This is a genomic window from Pseudomonas sp. LBUM1674 (genome assembly GCF_059695635.1).
In genome coordinates this window covers 3,938,064-3,959,068 of sequence record NZ_CP166779.1, presented here as the reverse complement: position 1 = coordinate 3,959,068, position 21,005 = coordinate 3,938,064, and the positions used below count along the sequence as shown (strand labels likewise).

At 61.1% G+C, this 21,005-nt stretch carries 19 protein-coding genes; 6 read left to right on the top strand and 13 right to left on the bottom strand.

The genetic code is table 11. The features are described from left to right. The first annotated feature begins 118 nt into the window (after nt 1-118). Both ACA067_RS18155 and ACA067_RS18150 read left to right on the top strand, forming a co-directional pair. Nucleotides 119-2,230 (top strand): hybrid sensor histidine kinase/response regulator, encoded by a 2,112-nt coding sequence (locus tag ACA067_RS18155; RefSeq protein ID WP_497457841.1) that lies wholly within the window; start codon nt 119-121, stop codon nt 2,228-2,230. A 276-nt stretch (nt 2,231-2,506) separates the two neighbouring features. Then, nucleotides 2,507-5,143: an excinuclease ABC subunit UvrA gene (locus ACA067_RS18150; RefSeq protein ID WP_497457840.1), complete on the top strand. Its 2,637-nt coding sequence runs from the start codon at nt 2,507-2,509 to the stop codon at nt 5,141-5,143. A 123-nt stretch (nt 5,144-5,266) separates the two neighbouring features. On the opposite strand, the gene ACA067_RS18145 is transcribed toward ACA067_RS18150, so the two are convergent. From ACA067_RS18145 to ACA067_RS18120, 6 genes are read right to left on the bottom strand one after another with little or no spacing between them, the layout of a single operon-like run. Next, entirely contained in the window at nt 5,267-7,210 is a 1,944-nt protein-coding gene (locus tag ACA067_RS18145) for a PAS domain-containing hybrid sensor histidine kinase/response regulator (RefSeq protein ID WP_497457839.1), read from the bottom strand. Beyond that, nucleotides 7,200-8,075 (bottom strand): sensor histidine kinase, encoded by an 876-nt coding sequence (locus ACA067_RS18140; protein ID WP_497457838.1) that lies wholly within the window; start codon nt 8,073-8,075, stop codon nt 7,200-7,202. Before ACA067_RS18140 ends, ACA067_RS18145 begins: the two co-directional genes overlap by 11 nt. Continuing rightward, on the bottom strand, nt 8,068-9,084 hold the full coding sequence (locus ACA067_RS18135) for an ATP-binding protein (RefSeq protein WP_497457837.1): 1,017 nt from the start codon (nt 9,082-9,084) through the stop codon (nt 8,068-8,070). Before ACA067_RS18135 ends, ACA067_RS18140 begins: the two co-directional genes overlap by 8 nt. Further along, nucleotides 9,075-9,479 (bottom strand): anti-sigma regulatory factor, encoded by a 405-nt coding sequence (locus ACA067_RS18130; RefSeq protein WP_497457836.1) that lies wholly within the window; start codon nt 9,477-9,479, stop codon nt 9,075-9,077. Before ACA067_RS18130 ends, ACA067_RS18135 begins: the two co-directional genes overlap by 10 nt. Continuing rightward, nucleotides 9,476-9,838 carry an STAS domain-containing protein gene (locus ACA067_RS18125; RefSeq protein ID WP_059405963.1) on the bottom strand — a complete coding sequence of 121 codons (363 nt, stop codon included), beginning with the start codon at nt 9,836-9,838 and terminating at the stop codon, nt 9,476-9,478. The genes ACA067_RS18130 and ACA067_RS18125 overlap by 4 nt, the downstream gene beginning before the upstream one ends. A gap of 4 nt (nt 9,839-9,842) precedes the next feature. Then, complete coding sequence (locus tag ACA067_RS18120; RefSeq protein WP_497457835.1) at nt 9,843-10,694, bottom strand: STAS domain-containing protein; 852 nt, start codon at nt 10,692-10,694, stop codon at nt 9,843-9,845. Nucleotides 10,695-11,032: 338 nt separating this feature from the next. On the opposite strand from ACA067_RS18120, the gene ACA067_RS18115 reads away from it, so the two are divergent. Then, a complete protein-coding gene (locus tag ACA067_RS18115; protein ID WP_497457834.1) occupies nt 11,033-11,302 on the top strand; it encodes a hypothetical protein in 270 nt (89 codons plus the stop codon). Nucleotides 11,303-11,358: 56 nt separating this feature from the next. Here the strand turns inward: ACA067_RS18115 and ACA067_RS18110 are convergent, their stop codons facing one another. After that, the gene (locus tag ACA067_RS18110; protein ID WP_497457833.1) at nt 11,359-11,880 is read right to left on the bottom strand and encodes a DUF4142 domain-containing protein; all 522 of its coding nucleotides are present in this window, start codon (nt 11,878-11,880) and stop codon (nt 11,359-11,361) included. A 217-nt stretch (nt 11,881-12,097) separates the two neighbouring features. Between ACA067_RS18110 and ACA067_RS18105 the strand changes: the two genes are divergently transcribed. Both ACA067_RS18105 and ACA067_RS18100 read left to right on the top strand, forming a co-directional pair. Then, a complete protein-coding gene (locus ACA067_RS18105) occupies nt 12,098-12,340 on the top strand; it encodes a hypothetical protein (protein ID WP_307335492.1) in 243 nt (80 codons plus the stop codon). A gap of 110 nt (nt 12,341-12,450) precedes the next feature. Further along, nucleotides 12,451-12,711 (top strand): hypothetical protein, encoded by a 261-nt coding sequence (locus tag ACA067_RS18100; protein WP_497457832.1) that lies wholly within the window; start codon nt 12,451-12,453, stop codon nt 12,709-12,711. 102 nt (nt 12,712-12,813) lie between these two features. Here the strand turns inward: ACA067_RS18100 and ACA067_RS18095 are convergent, their stop codons facing one another. From ACA067_RS18095 to ACA067_RS18070, 6 genes are all read right to left on the bottom strand, one after another. Further along, entirely contained in the window at nt 12,814-13,905 is a 1,092-nt protein-coding gene (locus ACA067_RS18095) for an SMP-30/gluconolactonase/LRE family protein (protein ID WP_497457831.1), read from the bottom strand. Continuing rightward, entirely contained in the window at nt 13,902-15,047 is a 1,146-nt protein-coding gene (locus ACA067_RS18090; protein ID WP_497457830.1) for a sterol desaturase/SRPBCC family protein, read from the bottom strand. The genes ACA067_RS18095 and ACA067_RS18090 overlap by 4 nt, the downstream gene beginning before the upstream one ends. A 110-nt stretch (nt 15,048-15,157) precedes the next feature. Further along, nucleotides 15,158-16,021: a LysR family transcriptional regulator gene (locus tag ACA067_RS18085; RefSeq protein ID WP_497457829.1), complete on the bottom strand. Its 864-nt coding sequence runs from the start codon at nt 16,019-16,021 to the stop codon at nt 15,158-15,160. A 174-nt stretch (nt 16,022-16,195) separates the two neighbouring features. After that, on the bottom strand, nt 16,196-18,043 hold the full coding sequence (locus tag ACA067_RS18080) for an amidohydrolase (protein ID WP_497462799.1): 1,848 nt from the start codon (nt 18,041-18,043) through the stop codon (nt 16,196-16,198). A gap of 334 nt (nt 18,044-18,377) precedes the next feature. Continuing rightward, nucleotides 18,378-18,692 carry an SCP2 sterol-binding domain-containing protein gene (locus ACA067_RS18075; RefSeq protein WP_462023807.1) on the bottom strand — a complete coding sequence of 105 codons (315 nt, stop codon included), beginning with the start codon at nt 18,690-18,692 and terminating at the stop codon, nt 18,378-18,380. A gap of 64 nt (nt 18,693-18,756) precedes the next feature. Then, entirely contained in the window at nt 18,757-19,467 is a 711-nt protein-coding gene (locus tag ACA067_RS18070; protein ID WP_497457828.1) for a histidine phosphatase family protein, read from the bottom strand. Nucleotides 19,468-19,670: 203 nt separating this feature from the next. Between ACA067_RS18070 and sohB the strand changes: the two genes are divergently transcribed. Further along, on the top strand, nt 19,671-20,693 hold the full coding sequence (gene sohB, locus ACA067_RS18065) for a protease SohB (RefSeq protein ID WP_497457827.1): 1,023 nt from the start codon (nt 19,671-19,673) through the stop codon (nt 20,691-20,693). Nucleotides 20,694-21,005: the final 312 nt, after the last annotated feature.

The following is a 21,005-nucleotide window of genomic DNA, read 5'->3' as shown; positions in this document are numbered from 1 at the left end:
AAGTTGCACCCTGTGGGCGCCATGGATTGCTGCAAGAATAAGCTAACTTCTATGAAACCATTGGCAGCCACGATGCTCGAAACATACGGGCGCCAATCACAGGACTCAAAACCAGCCGATGCAGTTTCTAGACGATAGCCACGGATGTGCCGGCTGGAGCGGTGAAATGGCCGGGCGTATTCGTGCGTTCGACTGGAGCCCGACCGAGCTGGGGAAGATGGACGCCTGGCCCGCAAGCCTGTGCAGCGCGGTGCAGTTGATGCTCGCTTCGCCGCTGCCGATGGTGATGCTCTGGGGCCGCCCCGGTTACATGATCTATAACGATGGGTATTCGAAGTTCGCCGGTGGCCGCCATCCTTACCTGTTGGGTTCCCCGGTGGAACTGGGCTGGCCGGAAGTGGCCGAGTTCAATCGACACGTGGTTGATACCTGCCTGGCGGGCGGCACGTTGTCCTATCGCAATAAAGAGCTGGTGCTGCTGCGGGACGGGATTCCCGAAGACGTCTGGCTGGACCTGTATTACAGCCCGGTGGCCGATGATGACGGCAAACCGGCCGGGGTCATGGCGATGGTGGTCGAGACCACTGAGCATGTGATTTCCGAACGTCGCCGCCGGGCCGCCGAAGACGCCTATCGCGCCGACAATGAGCGGGTGCGCCTGGCGCTCAATGCCGGCGCCTTGCTCGGCTCGTTCGTCTGGGACATCAAGGGCAATGTGCTGTCCGGCGACGAACGCTTCGCCCGCACCTTTTCCTACCCGGCCGAGCAAAACCTGGCCGACCTGCCAGCGGACATCGCCCAGGCACAGATCCATCCCGATGATCGCAGTTGGGTTCAGGAACAGGTCAGTCAAGCGGTGGAAACCGGCGACCCCTTCAACGCCGAATACCGGGTCATGCGCGCGGATGGCAGTTATCTGTGGGTGCAGGCAAGCGGCGGCTGCGAGTTCAACGAGCAGGGCGATCCCTTCCGCTTCCCCGGGGTGTTGATCGACATCCACGAACGCAAGACCGCCGAAGAATCCTTGCTCAGGTTCACCCGAAACCTGGAGCAGCGCGTCGCCGATGAAGTGGAAGCGCGGCTGACGGCTGAAGAGCAATTGCGTCAATCACAGAAACTCGAAGCCATCGGCGGCCTTACCGGCGGCGTGGCCCATGATTTCAACAACCTGTTGCAGGTGATCGCCGGCAACCTCCATTTGCTGGCGCGGCATGAACCGGACAATGCCAACGTGCAGCGCCGGGTCAGCGCCTCGATTGCCGCGGTCGAGCGCGGCGCCAAGCTGTCCTCGCAACTGCTGGCGTTTGCCCGCCGCCAGCCCTTGTCCCCGGCCGTCTGCGATCCGCGACAAATTTTCGACGGCCTGGCTGAGCTGTTGCAGCGGGCCCTGGGGGAAACCATCCAGATCAGTGTGACTGCTCCTGAAGACGCCTGGCATCTGCATGTGGATCGCAATCAACTGGAAAACGCCATCCTCAACCTGGCAATCAATGCCCGTGACGCCATGCAGGGCGAAGGAATGATCGAGCTCAGTGCCAACAATATTGCACTCGACGCCCGGTTCTGTGTGGGCAAGGGTATTGTGCCCGGCGATTTCGTCTGCGTTGCGGTGGCGGACAGCGGTGTCGGCATGTCACCCGACGTGCTCGGGCACGCGTTCGAACCGTTTTTTACCACCAAGGCCGATGGCCAGGGCACGGGGCTGGGCCTGAGCATGGTGTTCGGGTTCGTCAAGCAAAGCGGCGGGCATATCGACATGTCCAGTGTCCCGGGGCAGGGCACCCGGGTGCAGCTGTATTTCCCCCGCAGCCTGCGGCCGCTGCCCAGTGAATTGACCCTGCATGATCCACAACAGCCAGGCGGCAACGAAACCGTGCTGGTGGTCGAGGATAACGAGGCGGTGCGCAGCGCGGCGGTCGAGTTGCTGCGCGAAGAAGGCTATCAAGTCCTGACCGCCGGGAACGGCGACACGGCCATGCAGATGTTGCTGGAAGGCGTGGCGGTGGACCTGATTTTCACCGATGTGGTCATGCCCGGCCTGATCAAGAGTTCGGACCTGGCTGCCTGGGGCAAGGTGCAGACGCCGCCGGTGCCGATCCTGTTCACCTCCGGCCACACCCGTGACATCATCTCGCGCAACCACCAACTCAGCCCCGACACTCACCTGCTGAGCAAACCCTATGGTCCCGAGGCGCTCAGCCAAATGGTCCGCGCCGTGCTCAATGGCTGACGCAATCACTGTGGGAGCGAGCCTGCTCGCGAAAGCGGTCTTTCAGTCGATACAGAGGTCGCCTGACGTAACAGCTGAACGCAACACCCGGCGGATGAACACGAAACGTAACGGCCGAACACAAAACCCCTGTAGGAGCTGCCGCAGGCTGCGATCTTTTGATCTTGATCCTGGTAATTTCAAGGCCCGCCAAAAGATCAAGATCAAAAGATCGCAGCCTGCGGCAGCTCCTACATTTTGACCGCGTACATCCATACCATTTCTTCAAGGCTGCCCATGACTGACAAGCGCACCTCCAACCCTCCCTCCGGCATGGTCAGGGTGCGCGGCGCCCGGGAACACAACCTCAAGAACGTCGACGTCGATATTCCCCGCGATGCCCTAGTGGTGTTCACCGGTGTGTCCGGTTCGGGGAAGTCCTCACTGGCGTTCTCGACCCTCTACGCCGAAGCGCAACGCCGCTATTTCGAATCCGTGGCGCCTTATGCGCGGCGTCTGATCGATCAGGTCGGGGTGCCGGACGTCGACTCGATCGAAGGCTTGCCGCCCGCCGTGGCCTTGCAGCAACAGCGGGGCACGCCGAGCACGCGGTCTTCGGTGGGCAGCGTGACCACGTTGTCGAGCCTGATCCGCATGCTGTATTCCCGGGCCGGCAGTTATCCTCCAGGACAGCCGATGCTGTATGCCGAAGACTTCTCGCCCAACACACCACAGGGGGCGTGCACGCAATGTCATGGTTTGGGCCGGGTGTACGAAGTCACCGAAGCCTTGATGGTCCCGGACCCGAGCCTGACCATCCGCCAGCGCGCCGTCGCCTCCTGGCCCATGGCCTGGCAGGGACAGAACCTGCGGGACATCCTGGTGACCCTGGGTTACGACGTCGATAAACCCTGGCGCGAGCTACCGAAAAAACAGCGCGACTGGATTCTGTTCACCGAAGAAACGCCGACGGTTCCGGTGTACGCCGGGCTCACTCCAGAAGAAACCAGAGTCGCGCTCAAGCGCAACATGGAACCCAGTTACCAGGGCACGTTTACCGGCGCGCGGCGCTACATCCTGCACACCTTTACCCATTCCCAGAGTGCGCTGATGAAGAAGCGCGTTTCGCGCTACATGCTCGGCAGCCCCTGCCCGGTGTGTGACGGCAAACGGCTCAAGCAAGCAGCGTTGTCGGTGACCTTTGCCGGTTACGACATCGGCGAGCTGTCGCAGATGCCGTTGCTGCAAGTGGCCGCAGTCTTGAAGCCGGTGGCGGCTCACAGTTACCTCGAACAGGCCGATGAAGCGGGTGAGGTGTTGACGCATCTGCAGACCCGCGAGGCCCGTGAGCAGCGAGTGGCCCAGGGCGCCAGCGGCCACGCCAACGCGCCGGACGTGCGTCACACGCCCAATCTGTCGGTGGAAAAACGCCTGGCCGCGCAACGGATCGCCCAGGATCTGCTCGAGCGGGTCAGCACCTTGACCGACCTGGGCCTCGGTTACCTCGCCCTTGAACGCAGCACGCCGACCTTGTCATCTGGGGAGTTGCAGCGTCTGCGCCTGGCGACGCAATTGGGTTCGCAATTGTTCGGCGTGATCTACGTGCTGGACGAGCCATCGGCCGGTCTGCACCCGGCGGATGGCGAGGCACTGTTCGAAGCCCTGCAACGGCTCAAAGCCGCCGGCAATACCTTGTTCGTGGTCGAGCATGACCTGGAAACCATGCGCCGCGCCGATTGGCTGATCGACGTCGGACCTGCGGCGGGCGAGCATGGCGGGCGAATCCTCTACAGCGGACCGCCGCCGGGACTGGCCGAAGTAACAAACTCCCAGACGCGCGCCTACCTGTTCGCCGAACAGGTCACCCAGCCCCGGGTCAGCCGCCAGGCCACCGACTGGCTGCGGCTGGAAGGCATCACCCGCAATAACCTGAACAACCTCGGCGCGGAGTTTCCGCTGGGCTGTTTCACGGCGGTGACCGGTGTGTCGGGTTCCGGTAAATCGAGCCTGGTCAGCCAGGCGTTGCTGGAGCTGGTGGGCGGGCATCTCGGACGCGCGGCCAGTGACAGCGAGGCTGAAGCGTTGAGCCTGGAGGACGACGCACCACAGGTCAGCGGCGGCCAGGTCACCGCTGGACTGGCGTCGATCAAGCGTCTGGTGCAGGTCGATCAGAAACCCATCGGCCGCACACCCCGCTCGAACCTGGCGACCTACACCGGGCTGTTCGACAACGTGCGCAAGCTCTACGCCGCCACCCCCCAAGCCCAGGCCGAAGGCTATGACGCCGGCCAGTTCTCTTTCAACGTCGCCAAGGGACGGTGTGCGACGTGCGAAGGCGAAGGGTTTGTCAGCGTCGAGTTGCTGTTCATGCCCAGTGTCTATGCGCCGTGCCCGACTTGCCACGGTGCGCGCTACAACCCCGAGACCCTGTCGATCCTCTGGCAAGGTCTGAACATCGCCCAGGTGTTGCAGCTGACGGTGGATGACGCAGTCGAGGTGTTCGCCGGGCAACCGGGGATCCGCCGCTCGCTGGAGGTCCTGCGCGATATCGGTCTGGGCTATTTGCGCCTCGGCCAGCCGGCGACTGAATTGTCGGGTGGCGAGGCCCAGCGGATCAAACTGGCCACCGAACTGCAACGCAACCAGCGTGGGGCGACCTTGTATGTACTCGATGAGCCGACTACCGGCTTGCATCCACGGGATGTCGATCGCTTGCTCGAACAGTTGAATACGCTGGTGGCGGCGGGGCATACGGTGATCGTGGTCGAACACGAAATGCGTGTGGTGGCGCAGAGCGACTGGGTGATCGATATCGGACCGGGGGCGGGGGATCAGGGCGGGAAAATCGTGGTGGCGGGGACGCCGCAGAAAGTGGCTAAAAGCAAGAAGAGCAAAACAGCACCGTTTCTGGCCAGAACCCTTGGTATGGCTTGAGTCGGTGGTGTTTTGGCTGACGCCTTCGCGAGCAAGCTCGCTCCCACAGGGACTTGTGTCGTGCACAAATAATGTGAACAACCGGTTCCCTGTGGGAGCGAGCTTGCTCGCGATGGCAATCTATCAGGCGCTGTCTAAAGTACGCCGAACCTTGTCCAGCAGCTCATTGATCTGAAACGGCTTGACCAGCATCTCCATGCCATCCCCCAGAAACACCTGGCGGTTGATCGCGGTTTCGGCATAACCGGTCATGAACAGGATCGGCAATTTTTCCCGCCAGCCCCGCGCCACATCGGCCAGTTCGCGACCGCTCATGCGCGGCAGGCCGACGTCGGTCAGCAGCAGATCGATGGACTCGTCGTTCTGCAACCGCTCGAGTGCGCCTTCAATATCGCCCACTTGCGTGCAGCGGTAACCGGCATCCACCAGCACTTCGGCGACAAACATCCGCACCGATGGCATGTCCTCGACAATCAGCACATGTTCACCGCAACCCTGTGGATCAACGCTGGACGACTGGTTTTCGCTGGCCATGAGGTCGGCACTGGCGGGCAACATGATGGTGACTTCGGTGCCGCGCCGGGCCACGCTGCGGATGTGCGCATCGCCGCCCGATTGCCGGGCGAAACCGTAGATGGTCGACAACCCCAGCCCGGTGCCTTGACCCAGCGGCTTGGTGGTGAAGAACGGATCGAACACCTTGCCGATCACACTGTGGTCGATACCGGTGCCGTCATCGCGTACCGACAGCGCAACGTAGGCCCCATCGGCCAGGTTGGGATCGCCGTGAGAATAGGCCGCATAGGTGCTGACCCATACATTGCCGCCTTGGGGCAACGCATCGCGGGCGTTGATCACCAGGTTGAGCACAGCGCTTTCGAGCTGGATCGGATCGACCAGGGCGATCGCGGGTTTAGAGGTCAATTCCAGTTTCAGGGCGATGCGCTCGCCAATGGTACGCACCAACAGTTCCTCGAGAGAACGCACATGCTCGTTGATGTCCACGGGCCGTGTGTCGAGGGGTTGCTGGCGCGCGAAGGCAAGCAGGCGATGCGTCAGGGAGGCGGCACTCATGGCCGAATTCAAGGCCGCTTCGGCGTAGAACTGAACCTTGTCGGTGCGCGAGGCGGCGACCCGTTTCTGGATCAACTCCAGGCTGGTGATGATGCCGGTGAGCAAATTGTTGAAGTCATGGGCGATGCCGCCAGTCAGCTTGCCCAACGCATCCATCTTTTGCACTTGCAGCAGCTGGGCTTCGGTGCGTGCGCGTTCGGCGACTTCCTTGGCCAATTGGGTGGTGGCGTCGTCCAGCCGGGCCAGGTGCGAGCGTTCGCGGTGCCGGTGTTCGGTGACATCTTCGACGAACACCAGGCTCAATTCCGGTGTGCGGTAGGGCGATATCTGCCATTCGGTGTCGCGGACCGCGCCCTGGACCCGCATGCTCAGGGTGCCTTTCCAGCGCTCGCCATAGGCCAGGCGCAGGCGCAGTTCGTCGATGATCGCGTCCTGGTCTTCGGCAAAGCACTCGCGCAGGGCGTCCGGATTGCGATTGTCCTGGATCATCTGCGCGAAGGCATGGTTGCATTCGTGAATTTTCAGCTCGGCGTCCAGCACGGCGATAGGCGCCGACACGTTGACAAAGATTTCCCTGAACCGCGCCTCGCTGTCACGCAGGGCGTTTTCGGTTTCCCGCACTCGCAGCAAGGTGCGCAGGGTTGCCAGCAACACATCCGGATCCACCGGGTGAATCAGGTAGGCATCGGCACCGGCGTTCAGGCCGGTGATGATGTCCCCGGTCTGGATCGAGGCCGCCGACACGTGAATCACCGGCAGCAGGGCGGTAACCGCCTCGGCGCGCAGTTTGCGCACGATGTCGAAACCGCTCATGTCCGGCAGATTGACGTCGAGGATCAACGCGTCGATGTTGACGCTGTCGATCAGCTCCAGGCCTTCGCCGCCGGTGCCGGCCTCCAGCACTTCATAGCCGTGGCGTTCCAGGCGCCGACGCAGGGCGTAGCGGGTCGCGACATTGTCGTCGACGATCAGCAAGCGGATGTCACGTTTCATCGGCGGGCTCCATGGCGATGGCCAGCGGGATGATCACGAAAAAGGTCGAGCCCTTGCCCGGCGTACTCTGAACCCCGACTTCGCCACCCAGCAACGCCGCGAAGCGTTTGCACAAGGACAGTCCGAGCCCGGTTCCGCGAAGGCGTTTTTGCAAGGGTGAGTCGACCTGAGAGAAGTCTTCGAACAATGCGCCATGTAGCGCCGGGGCGATACCTATTCCGGTGTCGCTGACGGCAAAGCGCACGCGGTCGCTGCCCTCCAGCCGGGTCGAGACGCGGACTTCGCCGCGGGTGGTGAACTTCAATGAATTGGCAATGAAGTTGCGCAGGATTTGCGCGAGCTTCTTGTCATCGGTGTAGAGCCTTGGCAAGCCCACCGGCTCTTCGAAAATCAGGTCCACGGCACTGGCGTCGACAATCGGCCGGAACATCCCGCGCAGGGCGGCGAACAGGTCGAACATGTCGAACCAGGCCGGGGAAATGGTGATGCGCCCGGCTTCGATCTTTGCCAGGTCCAGCAGGTCGTCGACCATGTCGCTCAGCTCGCGGGCAGCGACGCTGACGAAGGCCACTTGCTTATGCTGCTCGGGGCTCAGGGGACCGTCGAGTTCATCGGTCAGCAGACCGGTGATGCTCAGGATCGAACCCAGTGGCGTGCGGAACTCATGGCTCATGTACGACAGGAAACGGCTCTTGAGGTCCGAGGCCTGACGCAACTGTTCGGCCTGGGTGTCAAGTTCGGCATACAACGCCAGCACACCCTGGTTGGTTTCATCCAGTTCCTCGCGCAAGGCGTTGGCTTCACCCTGTAATTGCGCGATCAGCGCGGCTTGTTCGTCAACCTGACTCATGGGTATCTCAGCCATGGGTTGCCTCCAGAGCAATGACCAACACCGTCACATCGTCCCGTCCACGGCAGAAGTCGCGGTGCAGAATCGCTGCAATCACGGCGGGATGGCGGTGCACCAGGCCGGGGTAATCCTGCAGGTTCCATCGGGACTGCAGGCCGTCGCTGTACAGGATCAATAGTTGACCGCTCACCTGAGCATAGTCAAAGGGTTGGGCCTTTCGATACTGGCCACCGACGATGCCGGGGAGGGAGGCCAGGCCGCGGGATTTGTCCGGTGCGATCAGGCTGCCACCGATGTTGCCGATACCGACGAATCGCAGTGCATGGCTGTTGCCGTCGAACTGGGCAATAGCCAGTGCTCCGCCGCGGGTGCCGGTCATGGCGTGGTGGATGTCTTCGAGCAACAACACCGGCGAGGTGAACGGCGACAGGGCAAAAACGCGCTCGCCGGCGCGGGCGGCGCGTTCGGCTTCTTCACCGTGACCGAGGCCGTCGATCACCAGGGCGCTGATGCGGGGGCCGTCAAACGCCAGGTGCCAGACATCGCCACAGGCGGGGTCGTGGTGCAGCGCATGCTGGCTGATGCCGATTCGTCGGTCCGGCGCCTTGTCGCTGCGCGGATACAACCGCGTCAGCAGCACGGCGCCTCGGGAGTCGGCATAGACATCGAACACTTCGGTCTGGCGCGACACCGCCCCAAGACCGATGCCCTGGGTGCCGCCGGTGGAAAACCCGTCGGTCAGGCACGCTTGCACATCGAAGCCCTGGGCGCGGTCGACGGCGAGCATCTCGATCCCGGCGCCTGAAGCCCGCGGCAGGGTTCTCAGGTGCAATTCGCCCCGGGTGGCATGCTTGAGAATGTTGCTGGCAAGCTCGGTCGCTACCAGTGCCACACGTCCGGCATCGGTGGCGTCGAAGCCGTGTTTTTCCGCCAGTTGCTGCGCGGTGCGTCGTGCATGACCGATCTGGCTGCTGTCTTCGATGGGCAGCACCTGAGTCATCGTCCCGCCCATGTTCACGTCCATTGCGTGATCGTTATGCGAGTGCCTTTGCCGGGCGTGGTTTGCAGTTCGAATTCTTCCACCAGGCGCTTGGCGCCGGTCAGGCCCAATCCCAGGCCGCTGCCGGAGGTCCAGCCGTCGGTCATGGCCAGTTTGATGTCGGGGATGCCCGGGCCTTCGTCGCGGAAGACCAGGCGCAAGCCGGTGCGTGAATTCTCGTCGAGAATCTGCCAGTCCATGTCGCCACCGCCGCCATAGACCATGGTGTTGCGCGCCAGCTCGCTGACGGCGGTCACCAGCTTGGTCAGGTCGATCAGGCGCATGCCGCACTCCTGGGCGAGCTTGCGCGCCAGTTGCCGGGCCAGCACCACGTCCTGCTCGATGTGAATCGGATGAGTGCCGCTGCGGCGTACGGTCATTGCTCGCGTACTCGTGCCTGCAGCAGTTTCATCCCGCGCTCGACGTTCAGCGCCGTACTGACGCCGGGCAGGGTCAGGCCGAGCTCGACCAGGGTGATGGCCACAGCCGGCTGCATGCCGACCAGCACGGTCTGGGCATCCATGATTTTCGACAGCCCGGAGATGGTGCCGATCATTCGGCCGATGAACGAGTCAACCATGTCCAGCGCCGAGATATCGATCAGCACGCCGCGGGCCGAGGTCCGGCTGATACGCTCGGACAGGTCGTCCTGAAGGGTCAGGGCCAGCTGGTCATGCATGTCGACCTGAATGGTCACCAGCAGGAAGTCGCCCATTTGCAAGATCGGAATGCGCTCCATCGGCTCAGACCGCCTTGCTGACTGAGATTCCCAAGCGGGTCAGGGCCAGTTTCAGCGCATCGGCCAGGTTGGCCTTGGTGACTACGCCTTGCAGGTCCAGCCCCAGGTGCACGATGGTCTGGGCGATCTGCGGTCGCACACCGCTGATGATGCAATCGGCGCCCATCAGGCGAATCGCGGTGACGGTCTTGAGCAGGTGTTGCGCCACCAGGGTGTCGACGGTCGGCACGCCGGTGATGTCGATGATGGCGATTTCCGAACCGGTATCGACGATCCGCTGCAACAGCGATTCCATCACCACCTGGGTCCGTTGTGAGTCGAGGGTGCCGATCATCGGCAGCGCCAGCACGCCATCCCAGAGCTTGACCACCGGTGTCGACAATTCCAGCAGCTCTTCCTGCTGGCGCTTGATCACCGCTTCGCGGGACTTCTGGAACGTGCGGATGGTGTGCATGCCCAGGGCGTCCAGCAGTTCGGAAACCGACCAGAGTTGCTCGGCCAGCAGTGCGGGACTGTCCTGGTAATGATTTTGCAGAAGCGCAAACATCGGTCCTTTGAGGGCGAAGATGAAACTGGCGGTCTGGTGCGAATCCTGGCCGAGCAGAGCGCGGCTATGGGAGAGTTTTTCGAGGAATTGGCGAATCTCGTCCCAGCCGGAGGAGGTGACGTTCTGGTCGTTGCCGCGTTCGAGGCCGGCAATGACCAGGTGCAGGAAGTCCGACGTTTCCTGTTTCAGGTCCTGCTCTTTGAGGTTGCGTGTGGCGCCGGTGGCTTCGAGGTTTTTCGACCATTCGGCAAGCAGTTGCGTCCGGTTCATTTTCATTGCATCGAGCGTGCTGGTTTGCAGTGCCGCCATGGGACTTTGACTCCTTGGAAAGTGTGGCCGATTCTCCAAATATTGATCGGCACAAATCAGTGACATTTGCCGTACATAATAGTTGTTCGTTTCTGACAGGTTTTTGCGATTCGCTGCACCTTTGCGCAGGAGCTGGCTTTCGTAGGAGCTGGCTTGTCGGATCGCCGCACCGCAGCGAAGGCGGCCCCGAGCCTTGCAGCGCCCATGAAGACGCCTTCGCCGGCAAGCCGGCACCTACAGGTCGGGTGATCCATCCGATGGAACGTTGCTGGCTGGAAAGCCTCGAAACTACAGGACCGACTGTTTAAACCGCACTTGCAGTGATGAACGAGGTACTTATGAAAGACCAATCGATGACACAGGAGCAGGATCAGACGGGGGCACCGGTCAAACGTAATGATCCGGCGATTGACCCGCAGACGCCGACCGAACCGGGCGGGCAACACCAGGGACAGACTGCGGAGCCGGAAAGTGCCGACCAATCGGTCGACCAGAAGAACCGCCATACCGATAACGACAATGAATTCAGCCCCGGTTTCAAACCGAATCCGGACCGGCCAAAACCCAGTGATGACACCGATGCCGACATTGACACCGACGGCGGTTAGGTTGGGTTCAAACAAAGAGGCCGCATCCCTGGATGCGGCCTCTTTGTTTGTGAGCATTACTTGCTTGGATGAGCCGCCTGCAGTTTTTTCGCCATGTCCAGATGCTTCTCCAGCGCCGGCAGCATTTTTTGCGCGAAACCTTTAAGTTCCGTGGCCCCTTTGACTCTGTCGTCCGTGACTGTGTTGGCTTGTTTCTTGAACAGCTCAATGGTGTCTTCGTGCGCCTTTACCTGATTGTTGGCATAGGCTGCATCGAAGGATTCATCGCGCATGTCGAGGATTTTTTCCTTGGCCTGTTTCACCAGGGTGGTGCTGTCGGGCACCTCGATGTCATTCGCCTTGGCCAACGCCGCCAACTCATCGTTCGCCTTGGCATGATCGGTGATCATCATGTTGGCAAACTCCTTGATGTCAGCCGATGAGCTTTTTTCCAGGGCCAGCCGGCTGGTTTCGATCTCGGCGATGCCGCCCGCGGCCGCGCTGTCGACGAAGTCATTGGAAGTGGCAGCGCAGGCCATGCCCATGCTGGTGCTCAAGGCAACGGCCAGAGTGAGGTGGCGCAGGGTAAATCCGTCCATTGGTTATTCTCCACACAGGTGTTCATGGGCGATCGAATGATCGTTAAACAGTGGAGGGCGACGGACGGACAATGGTTTTATCGCTTTTTCGACAGGACGACGAACGGACACCGCTGGTCTGATAGGCGGTCGACAGAACCCGCCAACCAAGGCCATTCTGATAGTTGGTGAACGCAATCAATCGCGTTTGCCACCGATCAACAAACGGAGGTGTTCCATGCCGGTGACCCATGACCTTTATCAGGACCTGAAACTTACAAAGGAAGAGATCCAGCAAAAACGCACCAAGGATCCATTACTGGATTCACTGATCAACAAGTATTCGCAGGCGGACGCCGAGGTAGTGAAGGCCGAGTCCGCCCAATCGGACGCACCCAGCGATGACGCACTGAAGAAGCTCAAGGAGAAGCGCGTGCTGGTCAAGAACCAGATCGTTGACCGACTTCAGACACCGTCCTGACACGCCGAATCCCACCACCGACGACCGGTGAGTGAAAATTTGGAACGGTGATAAATACCGGCACCTCGAATGATCAGAGTCCGAATCGACGGCTCATGCGAGGTGCCCCAATGACTGATCCCCTTGTTTCCAGTAAAGAAAAGTACCCCAGCGAAGAGCAGGGTGGCTACGATCCCATCCCGACCCATCCCGAGCCCTTGAGCCCAGGGCGCACTACCCTCAATCCCGAAGATGAACCGGGCATCGATGAACTGCCGAACAATGAAGGCGCGATCCCGATGGACCAGGACGATGGCACTGTCCTCGACCCGGAGCGGGTGCGTGAAGAAACCGACAATGCAGTGCGTGATGACGAGATGGATCCCCGATAGCTCTACAAACACCACGGAGCAAATGTGGGAGCAACTGTCTTGATGACCTTTTTTTGAAGGCTTTTTGATAGACAGCAGTGTTCCCACATTATTTGATTTGCGTTACTTCTGAAGGGCTTTGCTCAGCGGCAACCGCGCCATGTGCTTCGCCTTCAACGACCCGAAATACAACCAGTCCCCATACTCGCGAACCGTCGTGATCGGCGAGTAATTGCCGCTGCTCCCATCCTGCAGATTGGCAATCACCTTGCCCTCCACATCCAGGCCCAGCGCAAACGCACGTTTCTCCACCGGGTTGGGCAACAGGGTCATCGCCCGCACGATCATCTTGCGGGCGAAAGGATGCGCTGCCATGGCATCGAGCAGGGCATTGCGCGGCGCGTACAGTGCCACCCAGAAGCGATCCCGGCCATTGAACGCCAGGTTGTCCGGAAAGCCCGGCAAGTTGTCGATGAACAGGTCACGGGTGCCGGCTTTCGGCCCGCTCAGCCAGTAACGGCTGATGCGATAGGCGCCGGTTTCGTTGACCAGCACATAACTTTCGTCCGGTCCCAGGGTCACGCCGTTGGCAAATTCCAGCTTGTCCATCAACACAACGGTGTTGCCGGTCTGGAAGTCATAACGCAGCAAACGACCGTCGCCGCCGTGCTCAATGATCGCCTCGCCGTCACGGCCATAGCCGAAGCGGCTGGATGCATCACTGAAGTAGGCGTAGTGCCCGGACTTGTCGATGGCCACGTCGTCGGTGAAGCCAAAAGGCACGCCGTTGGCCGCGGTGGTCAAAGCAATCAAGCGTCCCTGGGCGTCCAGGGACAGCAAGCCCTTGACGCCGTCGGCGATCACCAGCAAACCGTTGGGGTGGCGGGCCAGACCCAACGGCCGGCCGCCGGTGTCGGCCAGGACCCTGGTGACTTTGCCGTCGAGGCTGGTGCGAATCAAGCGACCGTCATGCAGCCCGGTGATGAGCACGTCATCCTCCAGCAGCAAGGCTTCCGGCCCGTCGATGTCGGCGACACCGACCGGCTCCGCGCCTTTGAGGCGCTGATTGTCGGCGTACAGTCCGCTGGTCAGCGAAGGCGCCGGCGGCGGTGTCCAGCCCACGGGTTCAACCTGGGTCGGCATCAGGAGCAGAAAAGCGCCGATGGCAAGGATCACCAGCAACACGACATGGCGAAACTTGAAGGTTCCACTCACGCGGCGACTCCTGTCGAGGCCAGGTGTTTCAGCGCCATTTCCCGCAAGGCCTGCAACGACGCTGCCGACTCACGATCGATGCGTCGCTTGAGCAGCAGGCGATTGGCAATGCGCATCCCCAGGCCGCTGAATTGATATTCCAGGGTGCGGACGAACCGCGTGCCATCACCCTCGGCCTCGCACTCGTACGTCACGACCAGCGACAGACCGTTATCGCCCCGCGCCCGGGCGCTCCAGCGGCGTCCCGGCAAATACTCGTCCACGGCCCAGCGCAAATGCCCCTCGCGTCCGCCCGCTCGAATGTCTTCCTCGAACCGCGACCCGGCATGCAACGGCCCGTCCTGGCCGTCGATCTTGAGGGAGGAGGGGTGCCATTGCGGCCAACGGGTCACGGTGCTGGCATAGGCGAGCACGGCAATCGGATTGGCGGCAATGTCGATCTGATGCTGCATGCGGGTCATGGGGATTCTCGTCGAGTGCAGGGGTATCGGCTCCGGTTCCCAATAGAGGGTACCGAACAGGTAGTCCATCAGTGGCAAAACGATGTTGAAATTGCATTCCTGCATCAGCTCGCGGCGGTGATGCAGTTCATGCAGGCGGCGCATCTGGCGGATCCACGGCAGGCGGGTGACCGGATTGCCCGGGGGCAGGTGTTCGCAGGCATGGAACACTTCATAGGCCAGGTAACCAAGGACCAGGCAGCCAGCGGACAACCCGCCGACGTTGGCATCGACTTGTGTGAGCAGCCACCAGAGGGGCAAGGTGATGACGACGGTGTGCACCACGATCAGCCAGGCCGGAAACAGAATCACGCGCCAGTCGCAGGCTCTGTCGTAGGTCATATGGCCGGGGGTAAAGAAACTGTGATGGTCGCCGGCATGTCGGGCATAAAACATCCGTGCGAAGCTTTTTTTGTGGTGGCCAAGGTGGCGATGTACCCCGTACACGCCAAAGCTGAAGAGCAACAGGGTCAGCGGCACCGCCAGCCATTGCAACGGCTGTACCTGATGCACGGTGCTCCAGAACCCGGCGATGGCCAATAATCCGAACAGCAGCACAAAGGCGCCATGCAGCCACGGGTTATAGAGCGGATGAATCCCGGCACGATAACGGCTGCGGAATGCTGCGGTGGTTTGCCTCACTGCGTTCACCTGTGGTTATTATTATAAATAACCAGCAGATTAGCCGATCCCGCGGTTTCGGCCGGGCGAACCTTGAGGCCACAAGCGCCATGCTCCGGTGCAAACGGGACTCAGGCCAGCGGGTTCCAGCGTTGCGACCAGTCATCGTCGGACTGGATGACCTCGCGCAACAGATCGAAGGCCCGCTGCAGGGTCGCCGAGTCGCGGTCGCGGGAGTAGACCAGATAGGTCGGGTAGCTGAACTCCGGGGCTTTTGGCACTTTTTCCAGTACGCCGCTTTCCAGGTAACTCTGGACTACCCGGGTACGGAAATAGCCGCTGCCGCCGTTTTCCAGAATGTACTGCAAGCCCAGTGGGCCGAGGTTGAAGCTCAAGGCGGCCCGGGCCTTTTCCGGCAGCGCGGCATCGTGCTGGCGACGGAAGTCCGGGCCCCAGTCGATGTACACATAGGGATCGGGGCTTGCGGCGAGTCGTACCAGGACCAGTTTTTCTTCCAGCACCTGCTCGACTTGCAGGCGGGGCCAATACTCGGGCTGGTAAACCAGCGCTGCATCCAGAACCCCCAGTTCCAGTTGGCGCAGCAGGTTTTCGCCGTCGCGGATTTCCATGCGCAAGGCATGGCCGGGAATCTTCTCCCGCAGTTCGCCGGCCCAGCTGAGCATCAGCGGGTTGCACAGACTGACTTCGCCACCGATGTGCAGCACGTCGTGGTAACCCTCGGGCAACGGCAGGTCCCGGCGTGCGGCCTCCCAGGTTTCCACCAACTGATTGGCGTAGACCACAAAGGCCTCGCCGTTCGCGGTCAGGCGAGCGCCGGCGCGGTTGCGCACGAACAGCGTGCTGCCCAACTGGCTCTCGAGCTTCTGCACGCGCGCGGTGATTGCGGTCTGGGTGACGTGGAGTTTTTCGGCCGCCGCGGCGAGGCTGCCGTGGCGGACGATTTCCAGAAAGGTGCGGGCGAGATCGATGTCCATGGGCAGGCCGGTGGGGGAGGTGCGCCATTGTAAGAGCGTATGCCGGCAACGGATACCTCACTGCCAGTTGGGTAAGCAAAGATCAAAAGATCGCAGCCTGCGGCAGCTCCTACACGAGATATTGCATTCACCCTGTAGGAGCTGCCGAAGGCTGCGATCTTTTAGCGGTTCATTTCAAAACGCAAAACACGAACAACCAAACGCCCCCCAGAACCCGGCGAAATCGCTGACCGGTGCCGACGACAACCGCGCCCGTTCATGACGATGGGCATGCACCGCACAAGCCCCCACGCATTGATGAACCTGCGCCGTCAGCGGCGCCAATGGTTTCCAGTGGCCCGGCACGTTAACCACCGGTGACCACTCGGGCACCACAGGCACCGCAGGCGGCCCGAGTTTTTCGAACTCGACGCTGCCGTAGACAATCTTGCCGTCGACAATGGTCAGCACCGACTCGATCCACTTCACGGCTTCGTCTTCGATGTGGAAATAGTCTGCCGACAGTGCAATCAGGTCCGCCAGTTGCCCGACCTTGATCTGCCCTTTCTTGCCCTGCTCGGAGGAGAACCAGGCGCTGCCGTGGGTGAAGAGGTCCAGCGCGGTGTCGCGGCTCAAGCCTTGCGGGTAGAGCTCGAGCCCGCCGACGGTGCGGCCGCTGACCAGCCAGTAGAGTGAAGTCCAGGGGTTGTAGCTGGACACCCGCGTAGCGTCCGTCCCCGCGCCAACCGGGATGCCTTCGGCGAGCATGCGCGCAATAGGTGGCGTGTGCTCGGCGGCCTTGGCGCCGTAACGGTCGACGAAGTATTCGCCCTGAAATGCCATGCGATCCTGGATGGCAATGCCGCCGCCCAGCGCTTTGACGCGTTCGATGTTCTGCGGGGTAATGGTTTCAGCGTGATCGAAGAACCACGGCAAGCCATCGAACGGGATGTCGCGATTGACCCTCTCGAACACGTCGAGCATGCGGCTGATGGATTCGTTGTAGGTGGCGTGCAGGCGGAACGGCCAGCGCTGTTCCACCAGGTGCCGCACCACCGGTTCCAGTTCCTGCTCCATGGTCTGTGGCAGGTCGGGGCGTGGTTCGAGGAAGTCTTCGAAGTCCGCCGCCGAGAACACCAGCATCTCCCCGGCGCCGTTGTGGCGCAGGAAGTCATCGCCCTGCCCGTAGCGGGAGGTGCCGGTCCAGTTCTTGAAGTCGGTCAGCTCTTCCTTGGGTTTCTGGGTGAACAGGTTGTAGGCGATGCGCACCGTGAGTTGCTGGTCTTTGGCCAGTTGCTGGATGACCTGATAGTCGTCCGGGTAATTCTGATACCCGCCGCCGGCATCGATGGCGCTGGTGACGCCGAGGCGATTGAGCTCGCGCATGAACTGGCGGGTCGAGTTGACCTGGTATTCCAGCGGCAGCTTCGGCCCCTTGGCCAGGGTCGAGTAGAGAATCATCGCGTTGGGGCGTGCGATCAACAGGCCGGTCGGATCGCCATTGGCGTCGCGCTGGATTTCGCCGCCCGGCGGATTCGGCGTGTCGCGGCTGTAGCCGACCACCTTCAATGCGGCGCGGTTGAGCAGGGCGCGGTCGTAGAGGTGCAGCACGAACACCGGGGTATCCGGCGCGGCCTTGTTCAGTTCATCGATGGTTGGCAGGCGCTTTTCGGCGAACTGGAACTCGTTCCAGCCACCCACCACGCGCACCCATTGGGGCGTGGGCGTGCGGTCGGCCTGGTCCTTGAGCATGCGCAAGGCATCGACCAGCGACGGCACACCTTCCCAGCGCAGTTCGAGGTTGTAGTTCAAGCCGCCGCGGATCAGGTGCAGGTGCGAGTCGTTGAGGCCGGGAATCACCGTGCGACCGTGCAGGTCGACGATTTGCGTGCCGGGTCCTTGCAGGGCCATGGCCTGGGCATCGCTGCCGACCACCACGAAGCGGCCGTCCTTGATCGCGACGGCACTGGCCTGGGGCTTCTTGCGGTCAACCGTGTGCAGGCGTCCGTTGTACAGAATGAGGTCGGCCGGGGCATCGGGCATGGTTTTACTCCCTGCTAGCAGTGGGCTGATCCAGGCACCGACGGCGCCTGCCGAAAGGCCTTGCAGTACACGTCGGCGATTGAAGCCGTCGTGGTCGTCAGGTGGGCTCATGGCAATGCTCCGCGCAAAGGCTTTTCATGAACAGGCTCTTCATGAAAAGACTCTTCATGAAAAAGCGAGGGCAAACAGCCGATGGCGACGCAAGCGGCCAGAAGGAATATAGACCGCAAATCCGCAGGTAGCCGTTTTCAATGGCGCAAAACGACGAATCCCGCCACGAGGGGCGGGATTCGTTTGCAGCCAGGCGTGCCCCCGAAGGACGGGGGCGACGTGCTTAGGCCGGGAACAGCTCGGACAATTTCATGGCCAGCATCATGTCGCCTTCGGCGCGCAGTTTGCCGCCCATGAAGGCTTGCATGCCGTCGGTTTCGCCGCTGACGATGCCTTCCAGGGTTTCGCCGTCCATCACCAGGGTCACCTGGGCGTCCGGGTTCTCGCCTTCCTTGAGCTCGCAGGTGCTGTCCTTGACGATCAGCGAGAAGTTCTTGGTGTCGTCGATGCGGAAACCGAATACCAGGTCCAGACCGGCAGCAGCGGCTGGGTTGAACTTGGCTTTCATTGCTTGTACGGCATCAGCTACGGAGGTCATGGTTCGATCCTTTCTTGGGTAATTAGAGCTGGGTGGTTACAGCCAGGGTCACAATAGTCCGGACTCAGCGAAACGTGATGAGTTCCGGGGCTTTCAACAGTTGCAGGTGCGCCTGACTGTTGAAAGAAGACAGTGCCACCTCGCGTCCACGAAACTTCAGCAGGTTGAGCGAGGTGTTGACGATTTGCCAGTTCAGTTCGAATGCCTGCCGTGCCGGCATTTGCGTAATGAGGTGGAGCAGGGCGGTGATGGTGCCGCCCGAGGTGAACACGGCGATTTTCTGGGTGTTGTCGGCCTGTTCGAGGATGCGGTGCAGACCGGCATGGACCCGTTCGACAAACCCCAGCCAGCTTTCCAGCCCGGGCGTGTCATAGGTCCCCGCGAGCCAGCGCTCGATGATCAGCGCGAAGATGCGCTGGAACTCGGCGCGGTTTTGCGCGGCATTGCGCAGGATGTCCAGCGCTTCGGGTTCGTCTTCCAGCATGGCTGGCAGCAGCGCACGGATCACCGCGTCGGCGTCGAATTCGTTGAAGGCGCAATCGGTTTCCACAATCGGCACCGGCAGGCCCACGGCGGCGAACTGTTCCAGTGCGCTGTTGGCCGTGTGTTGCTGCCGACGCAGGTCGCCCGAGAGACAGCGATCGAAGCGGATGCCCAACCCGGCCAGGTGTTGGCCGAGGACTTCTGCCTGGCGTATACCGGTCGGCGACAGGACGTCATAGTCGTCTGCACCAAAGGAGGCCTGGCCATGTCGAATCAAATAGATACTGCCCACGTCCGCGTCATCCCGGTACGTTGAAGGTCCGGCGAGGTTATGAGGATGGCGCTGAGCTGTCAATGAAAAAACATACGCTTGTTTGAAATGCTCGTTACAGGCTTGTTGCCAGAGGTTTCACGGCTGGTCGCCGCGACCAGGCATGGGTATGCTGGTGGTATCGCGCGCGCGTTTATGCAGCGCATCGTCTTGAAGGAGTCATTGTGGAGTTTTTTGCCGAGTTCGCCATTTTTCTGGCTAAAACCGTGACACTGGTGATCGCCATCCTGGTGGTCCTGGCCAGTTTTGCGGCATTGCGCAGCAAAGGTCGACGCAAAGCCGCCGGCCAGTTGCAGGTCAGTAAACTCAATGATTTTTACAAAGGGCTGCGCGAGCGCCTGGAGCAAACCCTGCTCGACAAGGACCAGCTCAAGGCGCTGCGCAAGGTCGAAGCCAAATCCGAGAAAAAACAAAAGAAAAAGCCCGAGGCCAGACCCCGGGTGTTCGTGCTCGATTTCGATGGCGATATCAGGGCCTCGGCCACTGAAAGCCTGCGCCACGAAATCACTGCGCTGCTGACGCTTGCCACTCCCAAGGATGAAGTGGTGCTGCGTCTGGAAAGCGGCGGCGGCATGGTGCACAGCTATGGCCTGGCATCCTCGCAACTGGCGCGCATTCGTGACGCGGGTGTGCCGTTGACGGTGTGCATCGACAAGGTGGCGGCCAGCGGCGGTTACATGATGGCGTGCATCGGCGAGAAGATCATCAGTGCGCCGTTCGCGATCCTCGGCTCGATCGGCGTGGTGGCGCAGTTGCCCAACGTCAACCGCCTGCTGAAAAAACACGACATCGACTTCGAAGTCCTGACCGCCGGCGAATACAAACGCACCCTGACCGTGTTTGGCGAAAATACCGAGAAGGGCCGGGAGAAGTTTCAGGAAGACCTGGACATCACTCATCAGCTGTTCAAGAACTTTGTCTCGCGCTACCGCCCGCAACTGGATATCGATAAGGTCGCCACCGGTGAAATCTGGCTGGGCGTCGCCGCGATGGACAAGCAACTGGTCGACGAACTCAAGACCAGCGATGAGTACCTCGCCGAGCGGGCGAAGAAATCCGAGCTGTATCACCTGCATTACGCTGAACGTAAAAGTTTGCAGGAGCGCATTGGCATGGCGGCCAGCGGTTCTGTGGACCGTGTCTTGCTGTCCTGGTGGAGCCGGCTGACTCAGCAACGCTTCTGGTAAAAATCTCATGAGCACCTTGTTGCCGGTTTTCGGCAGCAAGGCGCTTTGCACCCATGAATAGAATCCGGTGCGGTATATATATATTTTAAAGCATTGGAATGTTGTTTGTTCGTTCTGATTGTTGATCAGTTATTCGAACTTTTATCAGAAAATGTTCAGCATTAATCTGGTTGTCCAAATCAGATTCAAGGTTGTTCAACATGACGGTAGAAACGAATAACACAGCGTTGGATAGCATGACGCCAGAACAACAGGGCGCATTCTTCTCGCTTATTAAACAACAGGCCCCCTCCTGGTTACTTGAGTCGCCCT